Genomic DNA, 25,574 nt, shown 5'->3' with positions numbered 1-25,574 from the left:
TCGCCCGGATCAACGGCGGGGGTTTATCCCGGAGGCCGATAAATCTCAGACGAAGGACCCATAGTTTTCGTCTCACGCCTCTGGAAACAGACGCGGAAACAGCACCTCGACCGCTTTCATCGGGAAGCGCAGCGACACCGGTCCCTTCGGTGTATCGGAGCCGAGGATGCCATCCTCGACCAGCGAGGCGAGCAGATCGCGCGCGGTGCGCTCCTTCAGTCTCGTGGCGCGCTCCGCCTCCCCGCGCGGTAGTTCGCCGCGCAGGAGCGTTTCATCGAGCAGGCGGTAGGCTTCCGGCTTGAACCCTTCCTGACGGGCATAGAGTTTCAGCCGCTCGCCGAGCCGCTCCAGATCGAACAGCCCGCCCATGAATTCCACCTGGTCGAGGCAGACCTTGAGAAACCACACGACGTATTCGGTGAGCGCCTTTTCGGAGAGGTTGCCCCGTCCGTCGAGATCGCCCTGCCGGGGCGTGTCGGCGTAATCCATCATTCGTTTGTACTCGCCCCGGCTTTCCAGCCCTCTGGCGAGCCCGCGCGAGACCGACCACAATCCGTGTGCGCCGATACCGGCCTCAAGCGCCATCGCATGACTCATCAGGCGGCTGACGCGCCCGTTGCCGTCGGGGAAGGGGTGGATGTAGTTCAAGCGGTGATGCGCCGCCGCCATGGTGATGATCCGCGCGCTCTTGCCAAGCGCTGCCAGCCGGTAGCGCCACTCAAAATGTTCCATGAAGGCGGCAACGCGATCGCTTCCCGGCGGCACATGGCGGCCGACCGCGACATCATGCAGGGCGTCCGAACGCAACGCGCCCGGCTCCATGCGAAACCGCCGTCCCGCCCCTTCGATGATCAGCATCGCTTCGGGAGCTTCGCGGTAGAACTCCCGGTGCAGCCAACGGATGAAATCGCACGACGCCGGTTCGGGCAGTGCGCCCTCGGCGTAGAGCCGGTCGATTTCCCGTTGCAGCCGGATATGCGCCGCCGCCTCGACCTGCAAGTTGCGACGCTCCTCTTCGCCTGCCAAGTCTCCGGCAAGCGCCCGCTCGATCTCGCGCGGGGTCGTGTTGTGCCCCTCGATCAGGTTGGAATAAAAACAGTTCATCACCCGCACCAGCTCGGCCAAGTTCGCCGCCGTGCGGGGATGCAGCCGGTGGCCGAGCCGTTCGGACGCCGCTGAAAGCTCGGCGATCAGGTCAACCAGTTCCGTTCCCATCTGCTCAAGCAAACAGGGCTCAATCCGGGAGGGAGTTTCGATAATTTCTTCCATGCCGATCATCAAAAAACATTAGCGCATTGATATAATAAGGCTTTCTCTCAAGAAAAGCCAGTTTTTTGCCGATCTTCGCGCCGATGACGCGGCGGCTTCTATCCCTGTGGAATGTATGGATTTATCGCCCGTGTAGAGGGCGAGCCCTGCCGATCCTTAAGCGTCGGAAGACGCGCTTTCGATCTCCCGCCGGGAAATAACTCCGAGTATTGCCCGCCATCATCACCAATCCGAATCCAGGTGAGCGGCCCGTCGCAAGGCATGAAGTGACCTTGAGAGCCGCTCACGGGTATCCCGTACCCCGGTTCTGTGAGGATTTTCCAAGCTCTTACGGCCTATAGCGGTACACCGGTATAGCGGTATGCCGGTAAAACATCTTTTCAGGGGAGGGGGGAACGCCTTCCCCCTGGCCGGAGCCTGACCGTCTCCGGCACACCCTCTTCCGGCGGGGAGACCCCGCAACGCCCCCTTTTTCATGAACCTGTCAGGCCGCCGGTCGTGCGCCCGGCGCAGGTCTTTTTTCTAGAGGGACCCTGACGGTCCCCGCCCGTCAAGGCCAAGCCCCTGAAGGGGCGAGCCGCCCGGTTTCCCCAACCTTCCGCGCCTGAAGGCTTGTGCAGGCCGGGTGATACCCCGCCGGGCGTCTCGGCCTGTGACGGCTTTCCCCCCGCTCATTGCCGCTTGGCTAGTTCGGTTGCAGCAGCAGCGGCTGCGCAACCGGGAATACTAGCAAGGAGCAAGAGCCATGAATTCAGACGTTTACACCCGCATCACCAATCAGATTATTGCCGAACTGGAGCAGGGCGTTCGCCCGTGGATGAAACCCTGGGACGCCGCGCATGTCGCGGGGCCGGTCAGCCGCCCCTTGCGCGTGAGCGGCAAGCCCTACGGCGGCATCAATATCGTGATGCTGTGGGCATCCGCGATGGAGCAGGGGTTTACCGCCCCTATCTGGATGACCTTCCGACAGGCCAAGGAGCTCGGCGCGCATGTGAAGAAGGGCGCGAAGGGAACGCTCGTTGTCTATGCGAACACCATCACCCGCGAGGAGCAGGGCGAGGAGGGCGAAGCCCAGACGCGGGAAATCCCCTTCATGAAGGGCTACACCGTGTTCAACGTCGAGCAGATTGAAGACCTGCCCGCGCACTACCACGCCAAGGCCGAACCCCGGCTGAATGCTGAGCAGCGCATCGAGAACGCGGAAGGCTTCTTTGCCGCGACCGGCGCGACCATCCGCCACGGCGGAAATGCCGCCTTCTACAGCCCGTCTTCCGACCATGTGCAGATGCCGCCCTTCGAGGCCTTCCGCTCAGCCGAGGCCTACTACGCCACCCTTGCCCATGAATGCGTCCACTGGACGAAACACGACACGCGCCTTGCCCGTGATTTCGGCCGCAAGCGATTTGGTGACGCCGGGTACGCGATGGAGGAACTCGTGGCCGAGCTTGGCGCGGCATTTCTCTGTGCCGATTTGGAACTGACGCCGCAGATCAGGGACGACCACGCCCCCTACATCGCCGGATGGCTTCAGGCCCTGAAGCACGACAAGCGGGCGATTTTTACCGCCGCATCCCACGCCCAGAAAGCCGCCGATTTCCTGCACGGATTGCAGGGCCGGGAAGAGGCTTGCGAGCCGGAAGCGTCCCATCAGGCAGCGGCGTAGGGGAGGGCGGAACGATGCGCACCCATACCCCCACCGCCCAGCTTGGCTTCGAGGGCTTGCTTGATGAAGCCGAGACCGTCAACTACCGCCGCGCCTTCGAGAGGAGTACCGGGCATTTGCCCGGTACGCTTTCCGAGGCGTTGCCGCACTTCCGCGCCCTGCTTGCGACCCACCACGCCGCCATGCTCGCCGCCGACGTGGACGAGACGATGCGCCTGCGCAAGGAGGCGGATAATCTCGCGCGGCGACTGAATCACGGTGAGCCCGGCATCCTTGCCGGGCCGGATGCTCCCGGCTGCATCCTGCGACGCGAAACCGCCGCCGCGCGCGACTGTGTGCCGCTGTGGGGGCAGCAAGGAAGCTTTGTCGTCACCGTTTCCGGCGCGCGTGTGCGCATCGCAATGGACGGGATATTCGGCATTGGCAGCAGCTTCGGCTACTGGCCCGGCTTCGCCGCGCACGTAGTGGACGCGGGCCGCCCCTTCATCAGCGAGACCGGTTACCGCAGTTTCCTCGGTATCCACGCCGACCCCGCACCCGGCATGACGCCGGAGGCCTTCGCCGCCGAAATCGTCGCTGCGTATGTCGCCAAGGAACTGAAGGGCAGGCTGGTTGCCATCGAGCCGCGCTACCGCGAGCGGTCAGGGGAGGCCGTGCGATGAAGCACCCCGCCACCCTTCTGATTGACGGCAAGCCGTATCTCTGGCGCGACCTCCTGAAGATGCGCCGCGAGCAGCTTGAACAGTGCCGCAGACCCGACCAGCCCGCGCTGTTTGCGCTGAAGGACGACCGACGGCCCGCCCCGGAGCGCAGCGCCGCCGGACGCTATGCGCAGCCGTCGCTGTTCACATTGCTGGAGGAGTGACGGCTTGCTCCAAAAAGGTTAAAAACGTTGCTGGCACGCGCGCTATAGAGAGTCTCAACCTACGCCCTCAACTTCGCCGAGCAATAATGCCCCATACTACCTGGAAGGTTAGCCTTTCCATATTCGTGCCGGGTCGATACCTGCAAAGCCGATAATGTAGCAAGATAATAGAAACAATGCTTTACTTTTTGGGCCTGCTAAGTAGGTTAACAATATCTGCCATTTGCATATTACTACAAGCACAGAAAATTCAATAAGTAAGTTAAAATAACAATGACCTGCGGCTCGTATCTGGAACTAATGGCAACAACGACAGCGTTATGTTCGATGGGAGGCACTTCTAAATTGATGGGAACTCCTGTCTACGGCCGGTTGCTTGTCGACGCAGAACTATAGGACAGGGACCGAATGACAAGGCTCGAAGACCTCAAACCAAATGCGTCCATTCGTGGTGTCTTGCCCAGCAGCCTGGCGACGGTTGTGAACGTCCAATGGTTCGGATCGGAGGCGCTCGAACTGACCTACAAGGACGCGGGCGGCAAGGTCGGCAACGAACTCCTCTACCGCCACGACGAACCGCGTCTCGAAATTGTCGAGGAAGGCCGTCCCTGGAGTTTCGATGGGGATGGCCATCTCTTCCGCCTCGTCTCCGAGGCCCAGCGCATCCACTTGGCGCATCTCTTCGACCCGGTTCTGGCCGTGCATACATCGGTGGTGGAGCCGCTACCGCACCAGATCACGGCGGTTTACGAAAGTATGCTTCCCCGGCAGCCGCTGCGGTTTCTCCTGGCGGATGATCCAGGAGCCGGAAAGACGATTATGGCCGGGCTCCTGATCAAGGAACTGATCGCGCGCGGCGACCTTCAGCGGTGCCTTGTCGTCTGCCCAGGCAGCCTCGCCGAACAGTGGCAGGACGAACTCTACCGGCGCTTCAGCCTACCCTTCGACATTCTGACCAACGACAAGCTCGAAGCGGCGCGCACGGGCAACTGGTTCTTGGAAACCAATCTCATCATCGCCCGCCTCGACAAGCTGTCACGCAATGAGGATGTGCAGGAGAAGCTCAAAGCCCCGGATTGCCGCTGGGATTTGATCGTCTGCGACGAGGCGCACAAGCTGTCGGCGACCTTTTTCGGCGGCGAGGTCAAATACACCAAGCGTTACCGTTTGGCCCAATTACTCTCGACCCTGACGCGCCATTTCCTGCTGATGACGGCAACGCCCCACAACGGCAAGGAAGAGGATTTTCAGCTCTTCATGGCGTTGCTCGACGGCGATCGCTTCGAGGGCAAATTCCGCGACGGCGTGCATACCGCCGACGTGTCCGACCTGATGCGTCGGATGGTCAAGGAGAACCTCCTGAAATTCGACGCGACGCCGCTTTTCCCGGAGCGGATTGCCTACACCGTCCCCTACAAGCTCTCCGATGCGGAAGCCGCGCTGTACAAGGCGGTCACGGACTATGTCCGCGAAGAATTCAATCGAGTGGAAGCCCTGCAGAACGACAAGCGCGCGGGCACGGTTGGCTTTGCCCTGACCATCCTGCAACGCCGCCTGGCTTCCTCGCCGGAAGCTATCTACCAGTCCCTGCGACGTCGCCGCGAGCGACTGGAAAGTCGGCTCCGCGAACTGGAAATCCTGCGGCGCGGCGGGCAGGCGGCGGAAGCCTTTGGCGCACACCTACCAGTTCTCGACAAGGAGGACGTCGAAGACCTCGAAGATGCGCCCGACGCCGAGATGGAAGCGGTTGAGGAGCAGGTTCTTGACGAGGCGACGGCGGCACGCTCCATCGAGGAATTGCGCATTGAGATTGAGACGCTGACCCGGCTGGAGGGCATGGCTCTGGCCATCCGCCGCACCGGGGATGACAAGAAATGGCGTGAACTCGCCACGCTGTTGGGTGAAATCTTCACCCCTGCCTCGATTGCCAGCGGCTTTGCGGAAGACCCCGCCCCCTACGATGCGGGCGTACCTGCGCCGCCCAAACTGAAATCCTCCCAGCACCAGAAGCTCGTCATCTTTACCGAACACCGCGACACGCTGAACTACCTTCAGGCACGCATCGCCACGCTGCTTGGACGCGAAACAGCTGTCGTCATGATCCATGGCGGCATGGGGCGCGAGGAGCGCATGAAGGCCCAGGAATCCTTCAAGCACGATCCCGAAGTCCAGGTACTGCTGGCAACCGACGCGGCTGGCGAGGGTATCAACCTCCAGCGCGCCCACTTGATGGTGAACTACGACCTGCCCTGGAACCCCAACCGCCTGGAGCAGCGCTTCGGGCGCATCCACCGCATCGGCCAGACCGAAGTCTGCCACCTGTGGAACCTCGTGGCGGAAGAAACGCGCGAAGGCGACGTCTACCGCAAGCTTTTGGAGAAGCTGGAGCAGGCGCGCCAGACCCTGGGCGGCCAGGTGTTTGACGTGCTGGGCAAGCTCCAGTTTGAGGGGCGGCCGTTGCGTGAGCTGCTCATCGACGCCATTCGCTACGGCGAGCAGCCGGAGGTTCGGGCGCGGCTGACCCAAGTGGTCGAGAGCGCCTTCGACAAGGGGCACCTGCAAGACCTCTTGGAAGATCGCGCGCTCGCCCATGACACGATGGACGTGACCCGCGTGCATCGTATCCGCGAGGAGATGGAGCGTGCCGAGGCGCGCCGACTCCAGCCGCATTACATCGAGTCGTTTTTCATGGAGGCGTTCCGGGGGCTCGGCGGTGCTGCCAAGCTGCGCGAGCCGCGCCGCTACGAAATCACGCATGTTCCGGCACCGGTGCGCAACCGCGACCGGCTGATCGGCTTTGGCGAGCCGGTGCTGCCCCGCTATGAGCGCATTGCGTTCGATAAGGAATTCGTTGCGCCGCAGGGTCAACCCCTTGCCGCCTTTATCTGTCCCGGCCATCCGCTGCTCAATGCCGTCATCGACCTGACGCTCGAACGCCATCGAGACCTGTTGCGCCGTGGCGCGGTGCTGGTGGACGAACGCGATCTAGGCACGCAGCCGCGCATCCTTTTCTTCCTTGAACACGCGATCCAGGACGCAAGCCTGACCAAGAGCGGTGACCGGCGGGTCGTCTCAAAACGGCTGCTCTTCGTGGAGATCGACGGGGACGGCGCCGTCCGTCATCTCAACTATGCCCCCTATCTCGACTACCGCCCGCTGAAGGACGGGGAGCCGCCACTTGCCGACATCCTGGCGCGCCCTGAGTGCAGTTGGATCGGGCGCGACCTGGAGGGCAAAGCCCAAGGCTACGCGATCGCCTCGGTCGTCCCGGAACACCTCGCTGAAGTGAAGGGCCGCAAGCTCGCCCTGCTCGACAAGACCGAGGCCGCGGTGAAGGATCGCCTGACCAAGGAGATCAACTACTGGGATTTTAGGGCGGAGCAGCTCAGAGACCAGGAGAGGGCGGGCAAGCCCAATGCCCGGCTGAATTCCGGCGAGGCGCGCAAGCGGGCGGATGAACTCCAGGCGCGGCTGCACAAGCGCATGGAGGAAATCAGGCGCGAGCGTCAGCTTTCCCCCCTGCCGCCGGTCGTCCTTGGCGGGCTGCTCGTGGTGCCTTCAGGGCTGGTGGCCGAGATGACCGGGCAACTGCCCACGAAGGACAAGGCGAGCGTGGATACCCAGGTGGTCGCAGCGCGTGCGCGCGAGATTATTATGGAGATCGAGCGTGGCCTCGGCTTCCTTCCCGTGGACCGCGAGACCGACAAACTCGGCTACGACATCGAGAGCGCGATCCCCGGCACGGGCCGTCTGCGCTTCCTTGAGGTGAAGGGGCGCGCCGCTGGCGCGGCCACCATCACGGTGACCCGCAACGAAATTCTCTATTCCTTGAACAAGCCGGAAGAATTCATCCTCGCCATCGTCGAATTCCAAGGCGACGGCGCACACACCGTCCACTACGTCCGCCAGCCCTTCAAGCGCGAGCCGGATTTTGCCGCCGCGAGCGTCAATTACGAATTTTCAGAACTGCTGGCGATGGCCGGCGCGCCATCGTGAGGACGACATGACCGTCAAGACCCGCAAAAAGCTGATTGAAGTCGCCCTGCCACTGGAGGTGATCAACACCGAATCTTTGCGACGCAAGCAGAAGGCTCCAAAGGGTTGGCCTACGTCGTTTCATAAGTGGTGGGCTCAGCGACCTCTGGCGGCGGCGCGGGCGGTGATCTTTGCCCAGATGGTCGATGACCCCTCGGAGTATGTTGATACGCTCCTTTCTTTCCCGGAGAAACGGAGGACGGCGGAACGCGAACTCAAAAAACGCCATGCGCTATGGAAGACACGCAAGGCAGAGTTCGAAGCACACGATGCTGATGTTCTTGATCCTGGTTCCGAGCCGACACTGGAAGACTGCGCTGCGGATTTAGAAAGAAGTCGCCTGTTTCAGATCATTGAACAAATAGTGAAATGGGATAACACTCATAACGAAATCGTGCTCGATCAAGCCAGATCAGAAATCTGGCAAAGCTGGCGCAGAGCTTGCGCTGATAATGCAGACCACCCCGACGCCAAGCAGCTATTCGACCGTAACAAATTGCCATCCCTCTGCGATCCATTTGCCGGAAGCGGCAGCATCCCACTTTCGGCGCAATGGCTTGGTGTGGAGCCCTACGCTTCCGATCTGAACCCTGTCGCCGTGCTTATCAACAAGGCGATGATCGAAATCCCGCCGAAATTTGCTGGCCAGCCACCGGTCAACCCGGCGCGCGACCCCCACAAACACTGGAAGGGCGCGCAGGGCCTGGCCGAGGACGTGCGCTATTACGGCCAGTGGATGCGCGAGGAGGCACAAAAGCGCATTGGCCACCTCTACCCCAAGATCGAGATCACGGCGGAAATGGCCGCCGAGCGGCCGGACTTGAAGCCGTATGTGGGCCGCGAGCTCACCGTCATCGCCTGGCTCTGGGCGCGCACGGTGAAAAGCCCCAATCCCGCTTATCGGCACGTGGATGTGCCGCTCGCCTCAACCTTCATGCTCTCCACCAAAGCGGGCAAGGAGGCCTATGTCGAGCCGGTGATCGAAAACGGCGGCTACCGCTTCACGGTGTTGGTGGGAAAGCCAAAAGACATTGAGGCGGCAAGGAGAGGAACTAAGTCAGGCGGCAGCCACAGCAATTTTCTGTGCCTAATGTCGGGCACTCCGATGCCGTTTGCATATCTCCGGTCAGAAAGCCGGGGCGGACGCATGGGTGCACGACTTATGGCGATTGTAGTCGAGGGTCAGCGAGGACGAGTATATTTGGAACCGACCTCAGAACATGAGATGTTGGCCAGGAAAGCAGAACCAGACTGGAAACCGGAAGGTGAAATATCCCATTGGCCTGGTCGTACTAACGTCGTCGAGTATGGCCTAACGAAGTTCAGTGACCTTTTCACCCCGCGCCAACTCGTGGCACTATCCACCTTTTCCGAATTGGTGGGGGAGGCGCGCGAGCGCGTAAAGCACGAAAGCCTCGTTGCAGGCCTTGCTGACGATAACAAATCCCTCACTGAGGGCGGAAGGGGAGCCCAATCTTATGCGGATGCAATAGCTTTGTATTTGGCATGCGTTGTTGACCGCATGGTTTATTACGGATCAACCATTTCTACGTGGCTACCGAAAGACAATGCACTTCGCGATGCCATGCCACGACAAGCTTTGGCGATGACATGGGATTTTGCAGAGGGAAACCCTCTGGGAAAATCAAGCATTGATGTGCTGACATGCGCGGAATCTATTGCTTCATTCCTGGACATATGTACTCCGAACGCAGTAGCAACTGCGATGCAACTAAGCGCGCAAGAGCATTTCCCTGCGCAAAAGCCATGCGTATTTAGTACCGATCCGCCTTACTACGACAACATAGGCTATGCGGACCTTTCCGATTTTTTCTATGTGTGGATAAGACATGCTCTAAAAAACGTCTTTCCCGAGTTGTTTTCCACAATGACGACTCCAAAAACAGAAGAACTTGTTGCGACACCATACCGTCATGGCGGCAAAGAAGCAGCCGAAAAATTCTTTCTTGATGGTATGACCAAGGTAATGGAAAGGATCACGGGGCAGTCCCACCCGATATTTCCCGTGACGATTTATTATGCCTTTAAACAGTCTGAAACCGACAGTAATGAAGCTGTGGCTAGTACGGGGTGGGAGACGTTCTTAGAAGCGGTTATTCAAGCCGGCTTCGCTGTTTTGGGGACATGGCCGATGCGTACCGAAGGCGCAGGCCGCATGATCGCCTCCGGCACCAATGCACTGGCATCCAGCATCGTTCTCGTATGCCGCCCCCGCCCAGCCAATGCAGCAACAGCAACACGTCGCGAATTCCTGAATGCGCTGAAGGTCGAGTTGCCGTCGGCGCTCACCCACCTGCAACGCGGCAACATCGCGCCGGTGGACCTCGCGCAAGCCTCCATCGGCCCCGGCATGGCGGTCTATACCCGCTACGCCAAGGTGCTGGATGCCGAGGGCAAGCAGCTTTCTGTGCGCGAGGCGCTCGCCCTCATTAACCAGACGCTCGACGAAGTGCTGGCCGAGCAGGAGGGGGACTTCGACCCCGACAGCCGCTTTGCCGTCGCCTGGTTCGAGCAGTTTGGCTTTGCCGAGGGCGAATTCGGTGTCGCCGATGTGCTGGCGCGGGCGAAGAACACGGCCGTCTCAGGTCTCGTCGAGGCAGGCGTCGTCCATTCCAGGGGCGGCAAGGTGCGGCTCCTCAAGCCCAACGAGCTTCCCTCGGATTGGGACCCGGCGACCGACGCTCGCCTCACCGTCTGGGAAATGGTGCATCACCTGATCCGCGTGCTGGAGGCGGGGGGCGAAGCGGCGGCGGGTGAGCTGGCGGCAAAGATCGGCGTGCGCGCCGAGATTGCCCGCGAATTGGCCTACCGCCTCTATACCGTGGCCGAGCGCAAGAAGCGCGCCGCAGAAGCTCTGTCCTACAACGGCCTTGTGCAGAGCTGGCCGGAAATCATGCGCCTCGCGCGCGAAAGCACCGCAACCTCCGGCCCGGCGCAGGCCGATATGTTTGTATGAGGTAAGCCATGGCGATGACCAACCAGGAACGGGTCGCCAAGGCCCTGGAACTTCTAAAGGACGGGCTGGCACCCTTCGCCGAGCGCGAAATCCGCGCCGCCTTGGACAAGGGCCGGAAGATCATGGCCGTCCATGCCCTCGCCGAAGACCCGATGTTCAAGGAGAAGGCGATCGCCAAATGGGACGCCGCGCTCCTCCTCAAGCTGATGTGGGACAGTTGGAACGAAGTCTTCCGCGACGTCCTCGGCCCGGCGGAGCGTGGGCTGGTCGGCGAAATCCGTGGCTATCGCAATCGCTGGGCGCATCAGGAGCCTTTCACGGGCGATGACACCGACCGCGCGCTCGACTCCATCACCCGCCTGCTGACGGCGGTTTCCGCGCCGCAGGCCGAGGAAGTAGGCCGCATGAAGATGGAACTGCGGCGGTTGATCTTCGAGGAGCAGGCGCGCACGGAGCGGCGAAAAAGCGCCGGAACCGCCGTCGAAAGCCAGGTCACGGGAACCCTCAAGCCATGGCGCGAGGTGGTAAACCCGCACCGCGACGTGGCAAGCGGCCGCTATCAGCAGGCGGAATTCGCCGCTGACCTCTGGCAGGTGCATCTCGGCGAAGGCTCCGACGAATACCGCAAACCCTCGGAGTTCTTCCGCCGCACTTACCTGACGCAAAGCCTCAAAGACTTGCTCACCGGCGCGATGCAGCGCCTATCCGCCCAAGGGGGCGACCCGGTCGTGCAGTTGCAGACCAATTTCGGCGGCGGCAAGACCCACTCGATGCTCGCGCTCTACCACCTGTTTTCCGGCACTACGCCAGGCGAGATGCTGGGCATCGACGCGCTGATGGCTGACGCGGGCATTTCGGCATTGCCGGAGAAGGTCAAGCGCGTCGTTCTGGTCGGGAACAAGATTTCGCCGGGCAACCCTTCGAGCAAACCCGACGGAACGGTCGTCAAGACCCTCTGGGGAGAGCTGGCCTGGCAACTGGGCGGCAAGCCCGCCTTCGAAAAACTCCGACAGGATGATGAACGTGCCACTAGCCCCGGCGACACGCTACGCGAGCTGATGAATGAATACGGGCCGTGCCTGATCCTGATCGACGAGTGGGTCGCCTACGCTCGGCAATTGCATGACGACGCCGACCTGCCTGCTGGCAGCTTCGAGACGCATTTCACCTTCGCTCAGGCGCTGACCGAGTCGGCGAAGCTGGCAAAGCAGTGTCTCCTGGTAATCAGCTTACCGGCATCCGACACGGCGACCTCCCCTCATGCGCAGGCCGATGACGAGGAAGTCGGCGGCCTTCGCGGCCGCGCAGCGCTGTCTCGGCTTAGAAACGTCATTGGCCGCGTCGAATCCTCCTGGGCACCGGCAAGCACGGAGGAAGGCTTCGAGATAGTCCGCCGCCGCTTGTTCGAGCCGTTGATTGATCGCGAGCAGTTCACCGCCCGCGACAACGTCTCCCGCGCCTTTGCTGATCTTTACCGCACGCAGCATCAGGAATTCCCTCCCGAATGCCGCGATGCGGATTACGAAAAGCGCCTGCGTGCCGCTTACCCGATCCACCCGGAAGTCTTCGACCGGCTCTACACGGACTGGTCGACGCTGGTCAAATTCCAACGCACGCGCGGCGTCCTGCGACTGATGGCCGCCGTCATTCACAGCCTGTGGGAGAAGGGCGATCGCAATCCGATCATCATGCCCGCCAATATTCCGATCGACGATATACGCGTGCGGGACGAATTGACCCGCTACCTTCCAGACCAGTGGAAGCCCATCATCGAGAAGGATGTAGACGGCCCGAACGCTCTACCACTGCGCATTGACGGCGAGGTGCCGAACCTCGGCAAGTTCGCGGCAAGCCGTCGCGTTGCACGGACGGTGTATCTCGGCTCCGCGCCTACCGCCTCGGCAGCCAACCGGGGCATCGAGGATCGCCAGATTAAATTGGGATGCGTCATGCCCGGAGAATCGCCCGCGGTGTTTGGCGACGCGCTCCGCCGTCTCAGTTCGTCCGCGACCTTCCTCTATCAGGACGGGCCGCGCTACTGGTACGCGACGCAGCCGACCGTCACCAAGCTTGCCGAGGATCGTGCCGAGCAATTCAAACGCAATCCCGATCCGGTCATCGCCGAGATCGAGGATCGCTTGCGCACCGACCTGCGGAACATGGGCGACTTTCGGCGCATTCACGCGGTACCGCCGTCGGGCGCGGACGTGCCGGACGACATGGAAGCGCGCTTGGTGGTCCTGGGGCCAGACCATCCCTACAGCAAGGATGCCGGTAACAAGGCGCAAAGCGCGGCAGCGGCGATCCTTCAAAGCCGTGGCAATGCGCCGCGCCTCTTCCAGAACACCCTGGTCTTCTTGGCCGTTGACCAGACCCGCCTTCAAGACCTCGATGAGGCCGTCCGCCGCTTCTTGGCGTGGTCGTCAATCCTGGACGAGAAAGAGGGGCTCAACCTCGATCCGCATCAGGTCAGGCAGGCGGAGGCGCAGCGCAAGGCAGCCGACGGGGCCGTCGCCGCGCGGCTGCCGGAATCCTACCAATGGCTCCTGGTGCCGGTACAAACGACGCCGCAGTCGCCCGTTCAGTGGCAGGCCTACCGGCTCTCCGGGCAGGAAAACCTGGCGGTGCGCGCCAGCAAGAAGCTCCGCTCGGAGGAACTCCTCGTGCCCTCCCTCGCGGGTACGCGCCTGCGCATGGAACTCGACCGTATCCCGCTATGGCGCGGCGACCACGTTGCCCTTCGGCAGTTAGCCGAAGATTTTGCGCGCTACGTGTACCTGCCACGCCTGCGCGACCCCGACGTTCTCGCCGCCGCAGTCCAAGATGGCCTTGGCTTGATGCTGTGGCGGCAAGAGTCCTTTGCCTACGCCGATGCCTATGACGAAGCGACACGCCGTTACCAGGGGCTGCGCTGTGGTGAGCGGCTCAATGTCGTTGAGCCGTCGGGAGCAGGCCTCATCGTCAAGCCAGACGTGGCACTCAAACAGCAGGAAGCGGACCGCGCTGTAGCAGCAGGTGCGACGGCGACGGGCGCGAGCGCCGTGGAGCCGCAAGAGGAACCCGGCACCCCTGCGGAAGCTACCACCAAGACACGGCCTAACCGTTTTTACGGACGGGTGACGCTGGATGCGACTCGCGTAGGGCGCGACGCGGGTCGTATCGCGGACGAGATTATTGCCCACCTCACAGGGATCGTCGGAAGCAACGTAACCGTGACCTTGGAGATTGCCGCGACCATTCCCGACGGGGTTTCCGAAAGCGCGGTAAGGACAGTGACGGAAAATAGCCGCTCGCTCAAATTCGAGACGCACGGTTTCGAGACGGAATAAGCCCTAGCAGACCTCACGCCGCCAGATTTCCGCTCGTTTAGGCTGCCACCGCGCGGTCGCCGATCGCCAGGCAAGTCCCTCCCTTAGCCTTCCAGCCACCAGCGCACCGCCTATCCCGCAAGACGGATGCCGTCAGCTTGAGTCACGCTCCCGGCGCGTCCCGCGCGTGTGCCGCCGTGCCATTCCACCCTCGTCCCCTCCTTAGGGGTTTTGCCTCGCCCTTCGCCTGTCTGCCAGAGCCGCCGCTTCTAATGCGGTCAAGCCGCTGCCCGCTCCAAGGGGCCGTGTTGCAGCTTGACCGCGAAGCAGGGCTCTGGCCGGGCACCAGGCGTGCTTCGGCACAAAAACCCTAAACGAAGGAGAAAGTTATGAGCACGAACAACACCACCAAACGCCCGACCCACCGCATCAACTACGAGATCAAGGGCAGGGACGGCAAAACCGCCCGCAGCATCGAGATCGGCGCCGCCTGGCCGCACAGCGACGGCAAGGGTTTCAGCCTCAGGTTCGATGTGACGCCGCCCCCCGGCAGCTACATCAGCATGCGCGGTATCGAGCGTCAGGAGGGCGCGACCGAGGGGGAGTCCCAGGGGGCTTAGGCCCCCTTCCTCCCACCACCATGAGGGATTTCTCTCGGAAAGCGCCTGCGGTGCGCTCGCAGATCGGCTCTGCCCAGCCGGTACTCATGCAGGGCGATTGCACCGCCCTCCTGCGAGGTGTCGCCACCGCGAGCATTGACCTGGTGGTAACCGACCCGCCCTATGTCTGCCGCTACCGCGACCGCTCCGGGCGCAGCGTGGCGAACGACCATCAGGACGACTGGATCGCTCCCGCTTTCCGTGAGCTCTACCGCGTGCTGAAGCCCGACACGTTCTGCGTGTCGTTTTATGGCTGGAGCCATGTCGAGAAGTTCATGCGCGCCTGGAAGGAGGCGGGCTTCACGCCGGTCGGCCATATCGTCTGGCCGAAGAACTACGCCTCCCGGCGCGGCTACACCGCTGCCCGGCACGAACAGGCGTTCCTGCTCGCCAAGGGCCGCCCGCCACGGCCGCTCGTGCCCTTTGATGACGTTCAGCCCTGGGCCTACACCGGCAACATGCTGCACCCGACCCAGAAAGCGGTCGGCGTCATCCGTCCGTTGATTGAGGCGTTCTCAGCGCCGGGAGCCGTGGTGCTTGATCCGTTTCTCGGTTCGGGAACCACGGGCGTCGCCGCCATTGCGAGCGGTCGGCGGTTTGTCGGCATGGAACTTGACCCGGAGCATTTCGCGGTCGCGGAGCGCCGCATCACCCGCGCTGCGGAAGAGCGGAAGGCGGCATGAGCAGAGGCGTCGCTCAGCCGCCCGGCCAGCTTCCCTCAGGCCAGTCGCGCGCGCCGTGGATGATGCGCAGCACGGTAAGTGTGCCGTCTTCCGGCGGCTCGTCGCCGAGCGCGTAGGCGATGATATAGGGCAGACCGCTGACGAGTTTCTCGTAGGTTCCGGCAACCCGTCCCTTGCGGCCTACCGGCAATTCGGCCAGCGCCAGCACTGCCGCTTCAAGGCGATCAGCCACGCCGACGGCAGCGATAGGGTTGTCACGCGCGATGTAGTCAACGACGCTGCTGAATTCCTCCAGGCCGGAGTCCGACCAGACAACCCGCCTCACCGCGCCTTTTCGATTACCGCCCGAATCCGGCGCATCGCCTCATCATGGGGCACTACCCGACCGGCCTTCATGTCATCCAGGCCGCGTTCGATCCCCTCGATGATCTCCAGTTCACGCGCGACGTAAGCGGCAATCGCCTCACCCGCGAGGAAAGACTTGCTGCGCCGCGTCCGGGCAGCCAGACGGCTAAGCCCCTCCTTCAATTCAGAAGGGAGGCGCACGGTCATTGTCGTGCTGTTCAATGGGTTATCCGCCGCTATCTGTGTTCGCATGTGTACATCCTAACACAAACGCGCACGCATGGCAAACCTGAGAGGTTTTCTCAGTGGCAAGGGGCCGCCTGCCGCCTACGCGCCGCCGTCCTCGCGTACCGTGACGCTGTCAATGTACGGGGCGGCTTCCTCGGCGTCGAATTCGCCGACATGCTGCTCGTACACGTCCCCGACCTCGCGGCGGCGGATCATGTCAAAGCCCTTGCGCAGATTGCGCCCGACGATGCGCACGGTGACCACGCGATCATCAATGAATTTGAGCTCAATCACACCCCGCGCCTCGAATTTCCAGTGCACGAGATGCGTATAGGGCCAGCCGAAAGCATCGCCTGTCACCCGGTTGAAGGTGATCGACGGCCAGTATTCATTGCCCTTGAAGCGCGCAAAGGCGACCGGCGCGCCCTCGCCCTCCGGCGGCTGCGCGCCCCCGGGATGCACCGCCCCTGCGGGCGAAATCTGGTTACCGGGAGGGTGCATCCTGTCCTCCCTCGCGGGTGAATTCCCGCGCCGCCTCTGCTGTCGCCTCGCGCACCCGTTGCGCCATGCGCACCGCCGGAAGCTGCGCTTTCGCCGCTGCTTCGGCGAGATGGTCCAGCGTCTGGTTGAGGCGCATGGTCAGCCCCTTCACCCAGTCGCGTCGCGTCCAGGCCTTCGTCTTGGCCTGAAACGCCCCGCGCATCAGCTCGGTGGCCGAGGGCCGCGCGGCGCTGCGCAGGATCGCCGCCGCCAGCGCGTCCTTGTCGTCGGTGTAGATGCGCACATCCCGCCGTCCCCGGCTGACAGACACGTAGAATTGCTCGGTCGAACTGGCGCGGCCCGAAAAACTGTCCTGCGCGACGAACACCTGATCGACGGTGCGCCCCTGCGAGCCGTGCGAGGTGCTGACATAGCCGTAGGTGAAACCGCCGAACGTCGCATCGAGCTGCCAGCCATTGCCGAGCGTGACCCTCCCGTCGGGCTCGACGCGCGTCACCTCGTACACCCCGCCATTGCTGAAGCGGTGTTTGCGGTCGGCGCTGAAGCCGTTTTGCGTCAGGCGGATGGTGTCGCCCGCGCTGAGTCCGATCGTCTCCGGCTTATAGGCGGTGAATTTCCCGCTTTCCTCCAGCGGCAGGGCGCGCAGCTTCCCTTCGGCGTTGCGCAGCACCGGCAGGCCGTCCGGGTTCAGATGCGCGACCTCGAGCGTCTCGCCGCGCTTGATGCCGCGCGCATTCTGATGGAAGCGCACCACGAACCCCGGCTGGTAGCTCTTCGGGTCGCCCGCTTGCGCCTCGGTGAGGTCGAGGCTCTTCAGCACCCTGACCGGCGTCTCCTTGCTCCCTATGCGCCCGCTCGCCTTCAGCCCGTCGCGTAGCAGCCCGGTGACACGCTCCGCCTCGCGGTGCGTCGGCGAGACCACCAGCACGGATTTGCCCGTGTTCACCGCCGCGAGGTAGTCGTCCACGAGCCGCTGGTAGCGTTCCTCGCCGGGGGCTTCAACGATGCAGCCCATACGGTCGAGCAGGCGGAAACCCCCCGCTATCTCGCCGTGGCTGATGGCGCTCACCGCTTCGCGGTATTCGCCGCGTTGCCGCACTACCTCCAGCACGTCCGCCGGGCGGATACCGGCCTTTTGCTCCAGCAGCCGCAGCGCGTCGCCGCGCGCGACCGAGGCATGCTGCTTGGAGTCGCCGACCAGAATCACGCGGGCATTCACCTGCCCGGCCAGAGCGAAGACGCGGGCGGTGTCGCGGGCGCTCAGCAGCCCCGCCTCGTCAATCAGGATCACCTGGTCGCGCACATCCTCCCGCAGCTCCTTGTTGTTGAGGAGTTGCCAGACCGTCTCCGCGCTCGTAAATCCTTCCTGCCTCAGCACGTCGCGCGCGGCGCTCGCCGTCGGCGCGAAGGCAAAGATTTTTTTGCCCCCGGCCTCAATCCCGGCGACCGCTTCCTTGAGCAGGGTCGTCTTGCCGGTCCCGGCCCCGCCACGGATCATCATCACCCGATCCTGCGAGGAGAGCAGATGCACCACCGCGCTGAGCTGGTCACGGTTGAGCGCCTTGTTGCCGATGGTGTAGTCGCGCGGCCCCAGCGGGCGGCACACTCCCCGCCCCTCGCGCGCGAAGCGCAGCATCGCCTGCTCTTCGTCGTACACTTCGCGGGTGGTAACAAAGCGGCGACCATCCTTCTCGCGGCGCATCAGCGGGGCCTTTTGCGCGGCCAGTTTGACCTCCTCCGGGCTGACCTGCCCGAAGCCGCGTTGCAAGGCGGTGATCAACACGTCTTTTTCATCGGCGACCGACTGGCGCTCGAAACTATGCGACAGGGCGTAAGCAAGGCTGTCCTGCGGGCTGAGGCGCTCACCCTCTCCGCCTCCCTCCCCGGCCATGACCTTTGCCATTGCCGCGCGCTCATGGGGGTTCAGCCGCGAGCGCCACACCTCGGCAAGCTGCTCGGAGTTCAGCGCGCTTTCCCCCTTGCCGCGCCGTGTGAGTGCGCCCAGCGTCGCCTTCAGTTTCCCCCGGCTTTCCTCGCCGGTAATGCCGCGTTTTCCCGCTTCCGCCTCGATTTCGGCGGTGCGGCGGGAAAATTTCGCAACTAACGTTTCGGGCACTCCGGCGATCGCCATGTAGCGCCCGTCGCGCTCGATACCGTAGCCCAGCTCCCGCAGGGCCTTGGCGAGCCGCGCATGGAAGGCCGCCTCGAAATACGGGCCGTCGGCTTTGATGCCGCCGAACTCGGCCGCCTTGTAGCGCAGCTCGACCGGGTCGTAGGTGACGTTGAAGGCGTAGGCATGCACATGCAGATGCGGGTCGGGGATACCGTCCACCGGCCGCGAGGTGGTGTGCAGGAAGTCCGCCCACAGCAGGTTGCCGGTCGTGCGCTCGCCATTCTCGCCCCCTGCCCGCACCCGCGTCGCGATCTCCTGCTCGACTTCGCGCATGGTGGCGTTAGCCGACTCCCGCACCGCCTCGGCGATGCGCGAGTCACCCGACAGCGCATAGAGTACCGAGACGCTCTTGGGGGCGTTGAAGGTGAAATCATACCCGACGCGCCGGTTGCTTTTGGTGCGCGGGGTGATCTGCTCTCCCGTGGTGGGGTGGCGGTTATCGCACAGCAAGCCGAACTGCTCGCGCTTCACCTCCCCGGCGAGCTGCATCAGTTCCGCCACACGGCCATGCCAATGACCGGCGATTTCCTGCCCCTCGGTGTAGTAATCCTGGTGGCAGAGCGCCTGCGTGTAATAGGCTTTAGCTCCAGCGGCGGAGGTGCTCGGCGTTATTCTTAACATGCCTTAACCTCTTGCCTCCCTTCCCCTTTATACACGAAAACAGCGTGAATTTCCAAGAAAAGCTTGAATCAGACGTCTCTCCTAAGCATAGCTTAGGCAAATTTCGCTTGCCCGCGAAAACATGAAATTAACCATTTATTGTAACTGCCCAGGTGGATGACGGGCGCGGTATCCCGGCCACGCCGAGCGGGGGCAGGAGGGGTGAGCGGGTGGCGACGAAGTCGGCATAGATTTCGTTTGACGCGAGGCGGGGTTGTCGATTCAAGGATTCGATGGATCGCGCCGTGCTCAGCCAATTCGCGAAAGGCGACTTGATTGCCCTGCTGCTTGGGCAAGAGGCGCGCCACACCGCGGAGGTGACGGCGTTGCGAGCACGGATCGCCGAATTGGAGCGCCAACTCGGGCTGAACAGCAGCACCAGCGGCAAGCCACCGTCCAGCGACGGGCTGAAGAAGCCGGCGCGGGTGAGCAGTCTGCGGGAACGGTCTGGCAAGAAGACCGGTGGTCAGACGGGCCATCCGGGTGAAACTTTGCGCCAGACCGAGACACCCGACACCACCATCGACCATTATCCGCAGACCTGCACGACGTGCGGCACGGCGTTGACCGCGGCGATGGCGACAGACCACGTTGCCCGGCAGGTGTTGGACCTCCCCGAACCGCGACCGCTGATCGTCACGGAACACCGCGCGCACGGTTGCCGTTGCGCGGCCTGCGGCACGCAAACCCGGGCGGTATTTCCCGAAGGGGTCACTGCGCCCGTGCAGTACGGCACGCGGATCGGCGCCTTCGTACTCTATCTCCTGCACTACCAGTTGTTGCCCGAGAAGCGTCTGGCCGAATTGATGGCCGACCTCTTCGGGGTGAATTTGGCCACCGCGACGATCGCTCGGATCAGCCAGGACGGTGCCAGACGCTTCCAAGGTTTCGCCGATGCGGTGCGCGACCACGTGGCAGCGGCACCGGTAAAGCACATGGATGAAACCGGCTTTCGGATTGGCGGCAAGACGCAGTGGCTGCATATCGCCTCCACCATCCTGCTCACGTTCTACCGCATCTCGCCGAAGCGCGGCAGCCTGCTCGCGCCTGTCATGGGCATTGTCGTGCACGACCACTGGAAGCCCTACTACACCCTGTCCGGCGTGCTGCACGCGCTGTGCAACGCGCATCATCTGCGTGAACTGAAGGCGCTGGTCGAGATCGAGAAGGAAGACTGGGCGCGCAAGATGCAGCGCCTGCTGCGCCGCGCCTGTCACGCAACGAACCTCGCACGCGATCAGGGCGTGCCGTTGAAGCCATCGCTGATCGCACTGATCGAGCGAGGTTACGACGCCATTCTCGCGGAAGGCCTCGCGTTCCACGAGGCACAGCCCGCACTGGTCCCTGCCGCGGCAAAGGCCAGGCGCCGCGGCCGCTCGCCGCGACGGATTGGCCACAACCTCTTGCTGCGCCTCAGCACCCGTAAGCAGGACGTGCTCCGCTTTCTCACCGATCCGCGGGTGCCCTTCACAAACAACCTGGCGGAGCGGGATGGACGTATGATGAAACTGCGGCAGAAGATCTCCGGCGGCTTCCGCTCAACCGACGGCGCGAAAGACTTCGGCGTGATCCGCTCGCTCCTCTCGACAGCGAAAAAGCAGGGCTGGGGTATCCTCCAGACACTGACCACCGACCCCAAGCGCCTAATCGCACAACTCCGTCTCGTATGACCGCGCCCGCCATACCTGGGTAGTAACCATTTATTAGGAAATTCACGCGCTTTCGGGTGTGACGGGAGGCAAGGGATACCGCCGCGCATGGCCTCGAAACTCGACCCCTACCGCGAGGAGATTCTCCGCCTGCGCACAGCGGGCGCACCGCTCGCCGAGATCGTTGACCGCCTCGCCCGCGAGTATGGCTGCCTCGTCTCGACGCCGACCCTGTCGAAGTTTCTGGCGAAGGAAACCTCGACCGACCCCGCGATAACGCCTGAGCGCCCCCTCCCGCCGGAGCTGGAGCATCCTCTGGAGCAGGCCGCCGTCGTCGCTGAAATCCGCGCCACGGTGCGCGAGGCGCAGGCGATGACCGGGCATCTGGTCGAGGCGACCAAGGCGCTCACCATGCAGACCTTCGATCATCAGAAGGCGGTGCTGGCGAAACTGGAGGCGCTCACCGTCGTCGCTGGTAAGGGGAGCGAGCCGCCCGCTCCGCTCCTCGCCGAGCTGCGGGAGCTGCGCGCCATTCTTGCGAAGCCGGTCGCACCCTCCCCTGCTCCCGCCGCATCCGGCCAGGCTCCCAGCCTCGCCGGGCGGCAGCTTCGGCGCATCTGGTGGCGGGCGCTATGGATCACGGCCCTGTTCTGGTTGCTGGTGGCGGCGGGTGCGTGGTTCGTATCAGGAAAAATATGAATTTCGGTGAGACGTAGATTGTGTATGTAATAATTCAGTTGCAACTTTATAATCACGCTCTCATGCCATACCAAATGGCTCTTCATCTTCCTTTTGTATTGCCGTGAGTCTCTCGTAATTTTCCTTAAACTGTTCGTAGATAGAAGGCCGTTTCCCAGCGTCAAAATACGGGCGTCCAAGCGCCATTTTATCCATACGCTCTGTCGAAACATTCGACCGTCGATCGAAAGAAACAAACCAGTGTCTCTCCCGCCGTAAATCTAGTCTAATATTGGGTTCGATGACGGAAGTATGTTCAATAAAGTCATCCTGCCTAACTTTGAATACAAATTCGAGCTTTGAACAATATAGATTCCTACGTATGTCTTCGAAAACCATAAAAAGTAATAAAAAATCATCTATAGACCGGTCGAGTTCGTACCAATCTTGGATTGTTCTTGGTTTTATATGGGTAGGAAGTGTAAAGTTTATTTTTTTGTCGATGTCGACGCGGCCTATTAAATGTGTTGAGTGAGATAAGCTCAAATTGCGTGGACCGTCGCCATAGCGGTAAATATAAGTTGCTTTTGCATTGATCATGGGTCCGCGACCAATGTTTTCTAGCTCAATGTCAAAATAGATCTTAGTTGTTCTTTCAAGGATAATATCCTCACCGTCCAGACGCTGTCTTTCGTGAACTTTTGTTCGTGAAAGCCTTGACTGAAAGGCACTGATCCCAGACGTTGTTAATCGGGCGATCCCCACTACATGTGGCCGGAATGCCTCTCTTGCTTGTGCAAGCGATGTTTTAAGTATTTGTCTAGTCAAGCCAACATACAATGCAGTGACACCCAAAAGCAAAAATGACGATAGTAAATTGAGCAGAGCTGCATCTTTTACAAGAATATCTTTAAAGGGTATTAATTGCCATATCGCAAAGCAGAGAAACATGAGTGTGACAACAATAAATAACGTGGATTTGAAATGCTGGCGCATCGTGTCCCGCAAAGACAGGCGCACGGCCTTAGTAGCGCGCATGAGCGCTTGCAATAATTGCTGAATGCGGCGCGATGGTGATGCAATCAATGTATTAGCAAGCGTAATGACGCGCAGCGGTGATGGTAAAAACGGGCTGTAGTATCTGAGTAAGACAAGACTAAAACCTTTACCTCTCCATCTCCCGCTCATAAGCGGGCGGCTCCGGCTCCTTCACCTCCTGCTCTAGCGGCCCGTAGAACGCTTCCATGCTGGCTTCCTGTGCCGGAACCTCGACCTGCGGCATCGCCGCGTCCTGCGTCCGGTCGGCGTAGCGGTAAAGATCGTCGGCGTATTGCTGCGGGTACTGGCCGAACCAGGCATGATGGATCAGCTTGTCGTAGAGGTCGCTGCGCACCGCATCCACCACACCGCCGATGCGCTGCTCCGACGAGGCGCGAATAGCCTCGGCCGCCATCATCTCCATCACGATGCGCTCGCGATCGTCCATCACGCCCTCTTCTGGCCTACCGGTTGCAACTGTGCCTCACGACGTGCTGTTTGAGAAGCAAACACGGAACCAACCTACGGGCGCAGCATCAAAGATGTGACCATGAGCGTGATTGACCGAGTGCTTGGCCGTCTTTCCGGGGTGGCGACCACCAGCGCGCCGCCGCCCGTCATCGGGCGGGTGCGCGGCTTGCCGAGCTACGGCACGGGGCTCGATCAGCCGCTGGTGATGCTGACACCCAAAGACCCGTGGACGATCCGCGACTCCTTCGAGGGGACGCAGATTTTCGGGGAGCCGGGATCGGGCAAGACGACCGGCAGCGGCGCGGCGCTCGCCAAGGCGATGCTGCGCGCGGGATATGGCGGGCTGGTGCTGACCGCCAAGCCGGACGAGCGCGCGCTGTGGGAGCGCTATGCCCGCGAGACCGGACGCTTGGATTCCTTGCTGGTAGTTCACCCCCGCCATCCTTGGCGGTTCAATTTCCTCGACTACGAATTCTCCCGCCCCGGCGAGGGCGCGGGCTTCGCCGAGAACGTGGTCGAGCTGTTCATGAACGTGATCGGCGCGATCGAGAGCGACGGCCGCCAGGCCAATGAGAAATTCTGGGACAACAACGCAAGGCGTCTCTTGCGGCATGCGCTGGAGCTGATTGTCGCCGCCGGGGAGACGCCGACCATGACCCGCATCATGGACGTGATCGACTCCGCACCCACGGAGAACCCCGATACGCACACGCTGCACCGCCGCCCGGAGTCTTACTGCGACTCCTGTCTCGCGCACGCACGGGAGCGCGGCGCGCCGCAGCTTGCCAACCTGGAGCGTTTCTGGCTGGGTCAGTGGGCGCGGCAGCCCCACAAGACCCGCGCCGGGGTGGAGGCCACCTTCACCGGCATGGCCGACCCCTTCCTTTCCGGCCCCGCCGCCGACCTGTTTTGCACCACGAGCAATTTTACGCCGGAGTGGAGCCTGCTCGGGGCGGTCATCGTCGTTGACCTCTCCGAGGCCGAGTGGTTCCAGGCCGGACGGCGCGCCCAGCTTCTTTTCAAATATATCTGGCAGCGGGCGGTGATGCGGCGGCAAGGCATGCCGCGCGGCCACCGCCCGGTCTTCCTGTTCGTGGACGAGGCGCAGACCTTCACCACGCCGCTCGATGCGCAGTTTCAGGCGGTCGCCCGCGCTTCCTGCGCGGCGACGATCTACCTCACCCAGAATATCAGCAACTACCTCGCCATCATGGAGCCGCATCGCGGCCAGGCGCAGGCCGACTCCTTGCTCGCGAATCTCGGCACCAAGATTTTTCATCGCAACACCGACCACCGCACCAACCAGTGGGCGTCCGACGCCATCGGCAAGGGCACGCTGATCCGCTATAGCGGCGGCGGCTCCAAAAGCCTTGGCCGCTCGGCGCAGAAATCCGTCGGCGGCGGCAAGAGCTACGGGCCGAGCAACGATATGCTGCTCTGGGGTGCGTCCACCGTCTCCACGCAGCACGGCTACAGTGACGGCATCAACTCCTCGCAAAGCGAGAACACCGGCTGGCGCGAGGAGGTGGATTACCTGATCCAGCCACAGGTCTTCACCGCCCTGTCCGGCGGCGGCCCGCAACACCGCTGGACGGTGCAGGCCATCGTGCTCAAAGGCGGCAAACGCTTCGCGCTCACCGGCCTGCCGGTGACCGGCGCGGCCTTCCTTCAGGATACCGGCTGATGCGTATGGTGTTGATGTTTCTTTGCTGCGAGTGGATACCGCTGCTGCATTGGCGGCCCGGTCTCGCTTACGCCTTCGCCGTCGTCATCGCTTACCTCCCGAAGGCGTTTCTCCTAGCGCAGCTTCCCTTAAACGGTCTCTACGTGGACTTCCTCCTGCTCTCCCAGATGGCGCTGGGGGCGCAGTTCCTGCTCGCGGCGGGCTCAACCATCTTCGGCGGGCATGACACGACCGACCCCGGCAGCTCAGTGCTGAATATCCTGCGCAAGCCCAAATTCACGTGGCTGACCCTGGAGCCTATCGTTGCCGTGGGCTTCGCCCTGGTCTGCGCCGGGTCCACCCTCGCGGGCGATCCGCCGATGCTGCTGCCCTATATCGCCGGTCAGCCGGTGATGTTTCCCGGCCCGTGGGCATTCTGGGAAGATGTCGGCCCGGACGGTCAGATGCTGGCGATGCTGCTGGTGCCGTTGGTGAGCGCGCTTGCCTTGCGCCGCTATAACCGGATGCTGTATGCGCAGACCGATCTCGCCTTCGCGGAAGCCGCCGGGATGTCCGGCTCCCGCCCGCCGAAGAAGCCGACCAGCGCCACCATTGCGGGCAGCGCAATCACCTTCCCCAAGGTGACGGGGGTATCGCGCAAGGCGGACGCCCCCTCGCTCAAGAAAATTGGCGGCAGCTTCCGCTGAGG

At 62.4% G+C, this 25,574-nt stretch carries 19 protein-coding genes; 12 read left to right on the top strand and 7 right to left on the bottom strand.

Translation table 11 applies throughout. The features are described from left to right. Positions 1-72: 72 nt before the first annotated feature. Positions 73-1,260, bottom strand: a complete 1,188-nt coding sequence (locus IPK66_17825; protein MBK8177045.1) for a Fic family protein — start codon at positions 1,258-1,260, stop codon at positions 73-75. A 754-nt stretch (positions 1,261-2,014) separates the two neighbouring features. On the opposite strand from IPK66_17825, the gene IPK66_17820 reads away from it, so the two are divergent. From IPK66_17820 to IPK66_17785, 8 genes are all read left to right on the top strand, one after another. Then, entirely contained in the window at positions 2,015-2,932 is a 918-nt protein-coding gene (locus IPK66_17820; protein MBK8177044.1) for a DUF1738 domain-containing protein, read from the top strand. Positions 2,933-2,946: 14 nt separating this feature from the next. After that, a complete protein-coding gene (locus IPK66_17815) occupies positions 2,947-3,594 on the top strand; it encodes a hypothetical protein (GenBank protein ID MBK8177043.1) in 648 nt (215 codons plus the stop codon). Next, entirely contained in the window at positions 3,591-3,797 is a 207-nt protein-coding gene (locus tag IPK66_17810; protein MBK8177042.1) for a hypothetical protein, read from the top strand. The genes IPK66_17815 and IPK66_17810 overlap by 4 nt, the downstream gene beginning before the upstream one ends. Before the next feature lie 408 nt (positions 3,798-4,205). Then, positions 4,206-7,793 carry a DUF3883 domain-containing protein gene (locus IPK66_17805; protein ID MBK8177041.1) on the top strand — a complete coding sequence of 1,196 codons (3,588 nt, stop codon included), beginning with the start codon at positions 4,206-4,208 and terminating at the stop codon, positions 7,791-7,793. 7 nt (positions 7,794-7,800) lie between these two features. Then, complete coding sequence (locus IPK66_17800) at positions 7,801-10,809, top strand: DUF1156 domain-containing protein (GenBank protein ID MBK8177040.1); 3,009 nt, start codon at positions 7,801-7,803, stop codon at positions 10,807-10,809. Positions 10,810-10,817: 8 nt separating this feature from the next. Then, positions 10,818-14,138, top strand: a complete 3,321-nt coding sequence (locus tag IPK66_17795) for a DUF499 domain-containing protein (protein MBK8177039.1) — start codon at positions 10,818-10,820, stop codon at positions 14,136-14,138. Positions 14,139-14,506: 368 nt separating this feature from the next. Further along, positions 14,507-14,737 (top strand): hypothetical protein, encoded by a 231-nt coding sequence (locus IPK66_17790; GenBank protein MBK8177038.1) that lies wholly within the window; start codon positions 14,507-14,509, stop codon positions 14,735-14,737. Positions 14,738-14,823: 86 nt separating this feature from the next. Further along, positions 14,824-15,459, top strand: coding sequence for a DNA methylase (locus IPK66_17785; GenBank protein MBK8177037.1), 636 nt, complete (start codon positions 14,824-14,826; stop codon positions 15,457-15,459). Between the two features lie 13 nt (positions 15,460-15,472). Here IPK66_17785 and IPK66_17780 read toward each other — a convergent pair whose 3' ends face one another. The 4 genes from IPK66_17780 to IPK66_17765 form a co-directional block, all read right to left on the bottom strand. Then, entirely contained in the window at positions 15,473-15,784 is a 312-nt protein-coding gene (locus IPK66_17780; protein MBK8177036.1) for a type II toxin-antitoxin system RelE/ParE family toxin, read from the bottom strand. Further along, positions 15,781-16,056 (bottom strand): CopG family ribbon-helix-helix protein, encoded by a 276-nt coding sequence (locus IPK66_17775; GenBank protein ID MBK8177035.1) that lies wholly within the window; start codon positions 16,054-16,056, stop codon positions 15,781-15,783. The genes IPK66_17780 and IPK66_17775 overlap by 4 nt, the downstream gene beginning before the upstream one ends. Before the next feature lie 75 nt (positions 16,057-16,131). Then, a complete protein-coding gene (locus tag IPK66_17770) occupies positions 16,132-16,533 on the bottom strand; it encodes a hypothetical protein (GenBank protein ID MBK8177034.1) in 402 nt (133 codons plus the stop codon). Next, the gene (locus IPK66_17765) at positions 16,517-19,327 is read right to left on the bottom strand and encodes a relaxase domain-containing protein (GenBank protein ID MBK8177033.1); all 2,811 of its coding nucleotides are present in this window, start codon (positions 19,325-19,327) and stop codon (positions 16,517-16,519) included. Before IPK66_17765 ends, IPK66_17770 begins: the two co-directional genes overlap by 17 nt. Before the next feature lie 284 nt (positions 19,328-19,611). On the opposite strand from IPK66_17765, the gene IPK66_17760 reads away from it, so the two are divergent. Both IPK66_17760 and IPK66_17755 read left to right on the top strand, forming a co-directional pair. Next, a complete protein-coding gene (locus IPK66_17760) occupies positions 19,612-21,036 on the top strand; it encodes an IS66 family transposase (GenBank protein MBK8177032.1) in 1,425 nt (474 codons plus the stop codon). A gap of 87 nt (positions 21,037-21,123) precedes the next feature. Continuing rightward, positions 21,124-21,714: a hypothetical protein gene (locus tag IPK66_17755; GenBank protein ID MBK8177031.1), complete on the top strand. Its 591-nt coding sequence runs from the start codon at positions 21,124-21,126 to the stop codon at positions 21,712-21,714. A 60-nt stretch (positions 21,715-21,774) separates the two neighbouring features. Here the strand turns inward: IPK66_17755 and IPK66_17750 are convergent, their stop codons facing one another. Further along, complete coding sequence (locus IPK66_17750) at positions 21,775-22,881, bottom strand: hypothetical protein (protein MBK8177030.1); 1,107 nt, start codon at positions 22,879-22,881, stop codon at positions 21,775-21,777. Further along, on the bottom strand, positions 22,859-23,179 hold the full coding sequence (locus tag IPK66_17745; GenBank protein MBK8177029.1) for a hypothetical protein: 321 nt from the start codon (positions 23,177-23,179) through the stop codon (positions 22,859-22,861). The genes IPK66_17750 and IPK66_17745 overlap by 23 nt, the downstream gene beginning before the upstream one ends. A 102-nt stretch (positions 23,180-23,281) precedes the next feature. Here IPK66_17745 and IPK66_17740 point away from each other — a divergent pair, with 102 nt between their 5' ends. Together IPK66_17740 and IPK66_17735 are read left to right on the top strand one after the other, a co-directional pair. Further along, positions 23,282-24,886 (top strand): type IV secretion system DNA-binding domain-containing protein, encoded by a 1,605-nt coding sequence (locus IPK66_17740; GenBank protein ID MBK8177028.1) that lies wholly within the window; start codon positions 23,282-23,284, stop codon positions 24,884-24,886. After that, positions 24,886-25,572, top strand: a complete 687-nt coding sequence (locus tag IPK66_17735; protein MBK8177027.1) for a hypothetical protein — start codon at positions 24,886-24,888, stop codon at positions 25,570-25,572. Before IPK66_17740 ends, IPK66_17735 begins: the two co-directional genes overlap by 1 nt. Positions 25,573-25,574 lie beyond the last annotated feature (2 nt).

It is taken from the genome of Rhodospirillales bacterium, assembly GCA_016712595.1.
Classification (GTDB): domain Bacteria; phylum Pseudomonadota; class Alphaproteobacteria; order Rhodospirillales; family Defluviicoccaceae; genus Defluviicoccus.
Note: the sequence above shows the minus strand (reverse complement) of the source record. Positions and strands in the feature narration are given on the sequence as shown.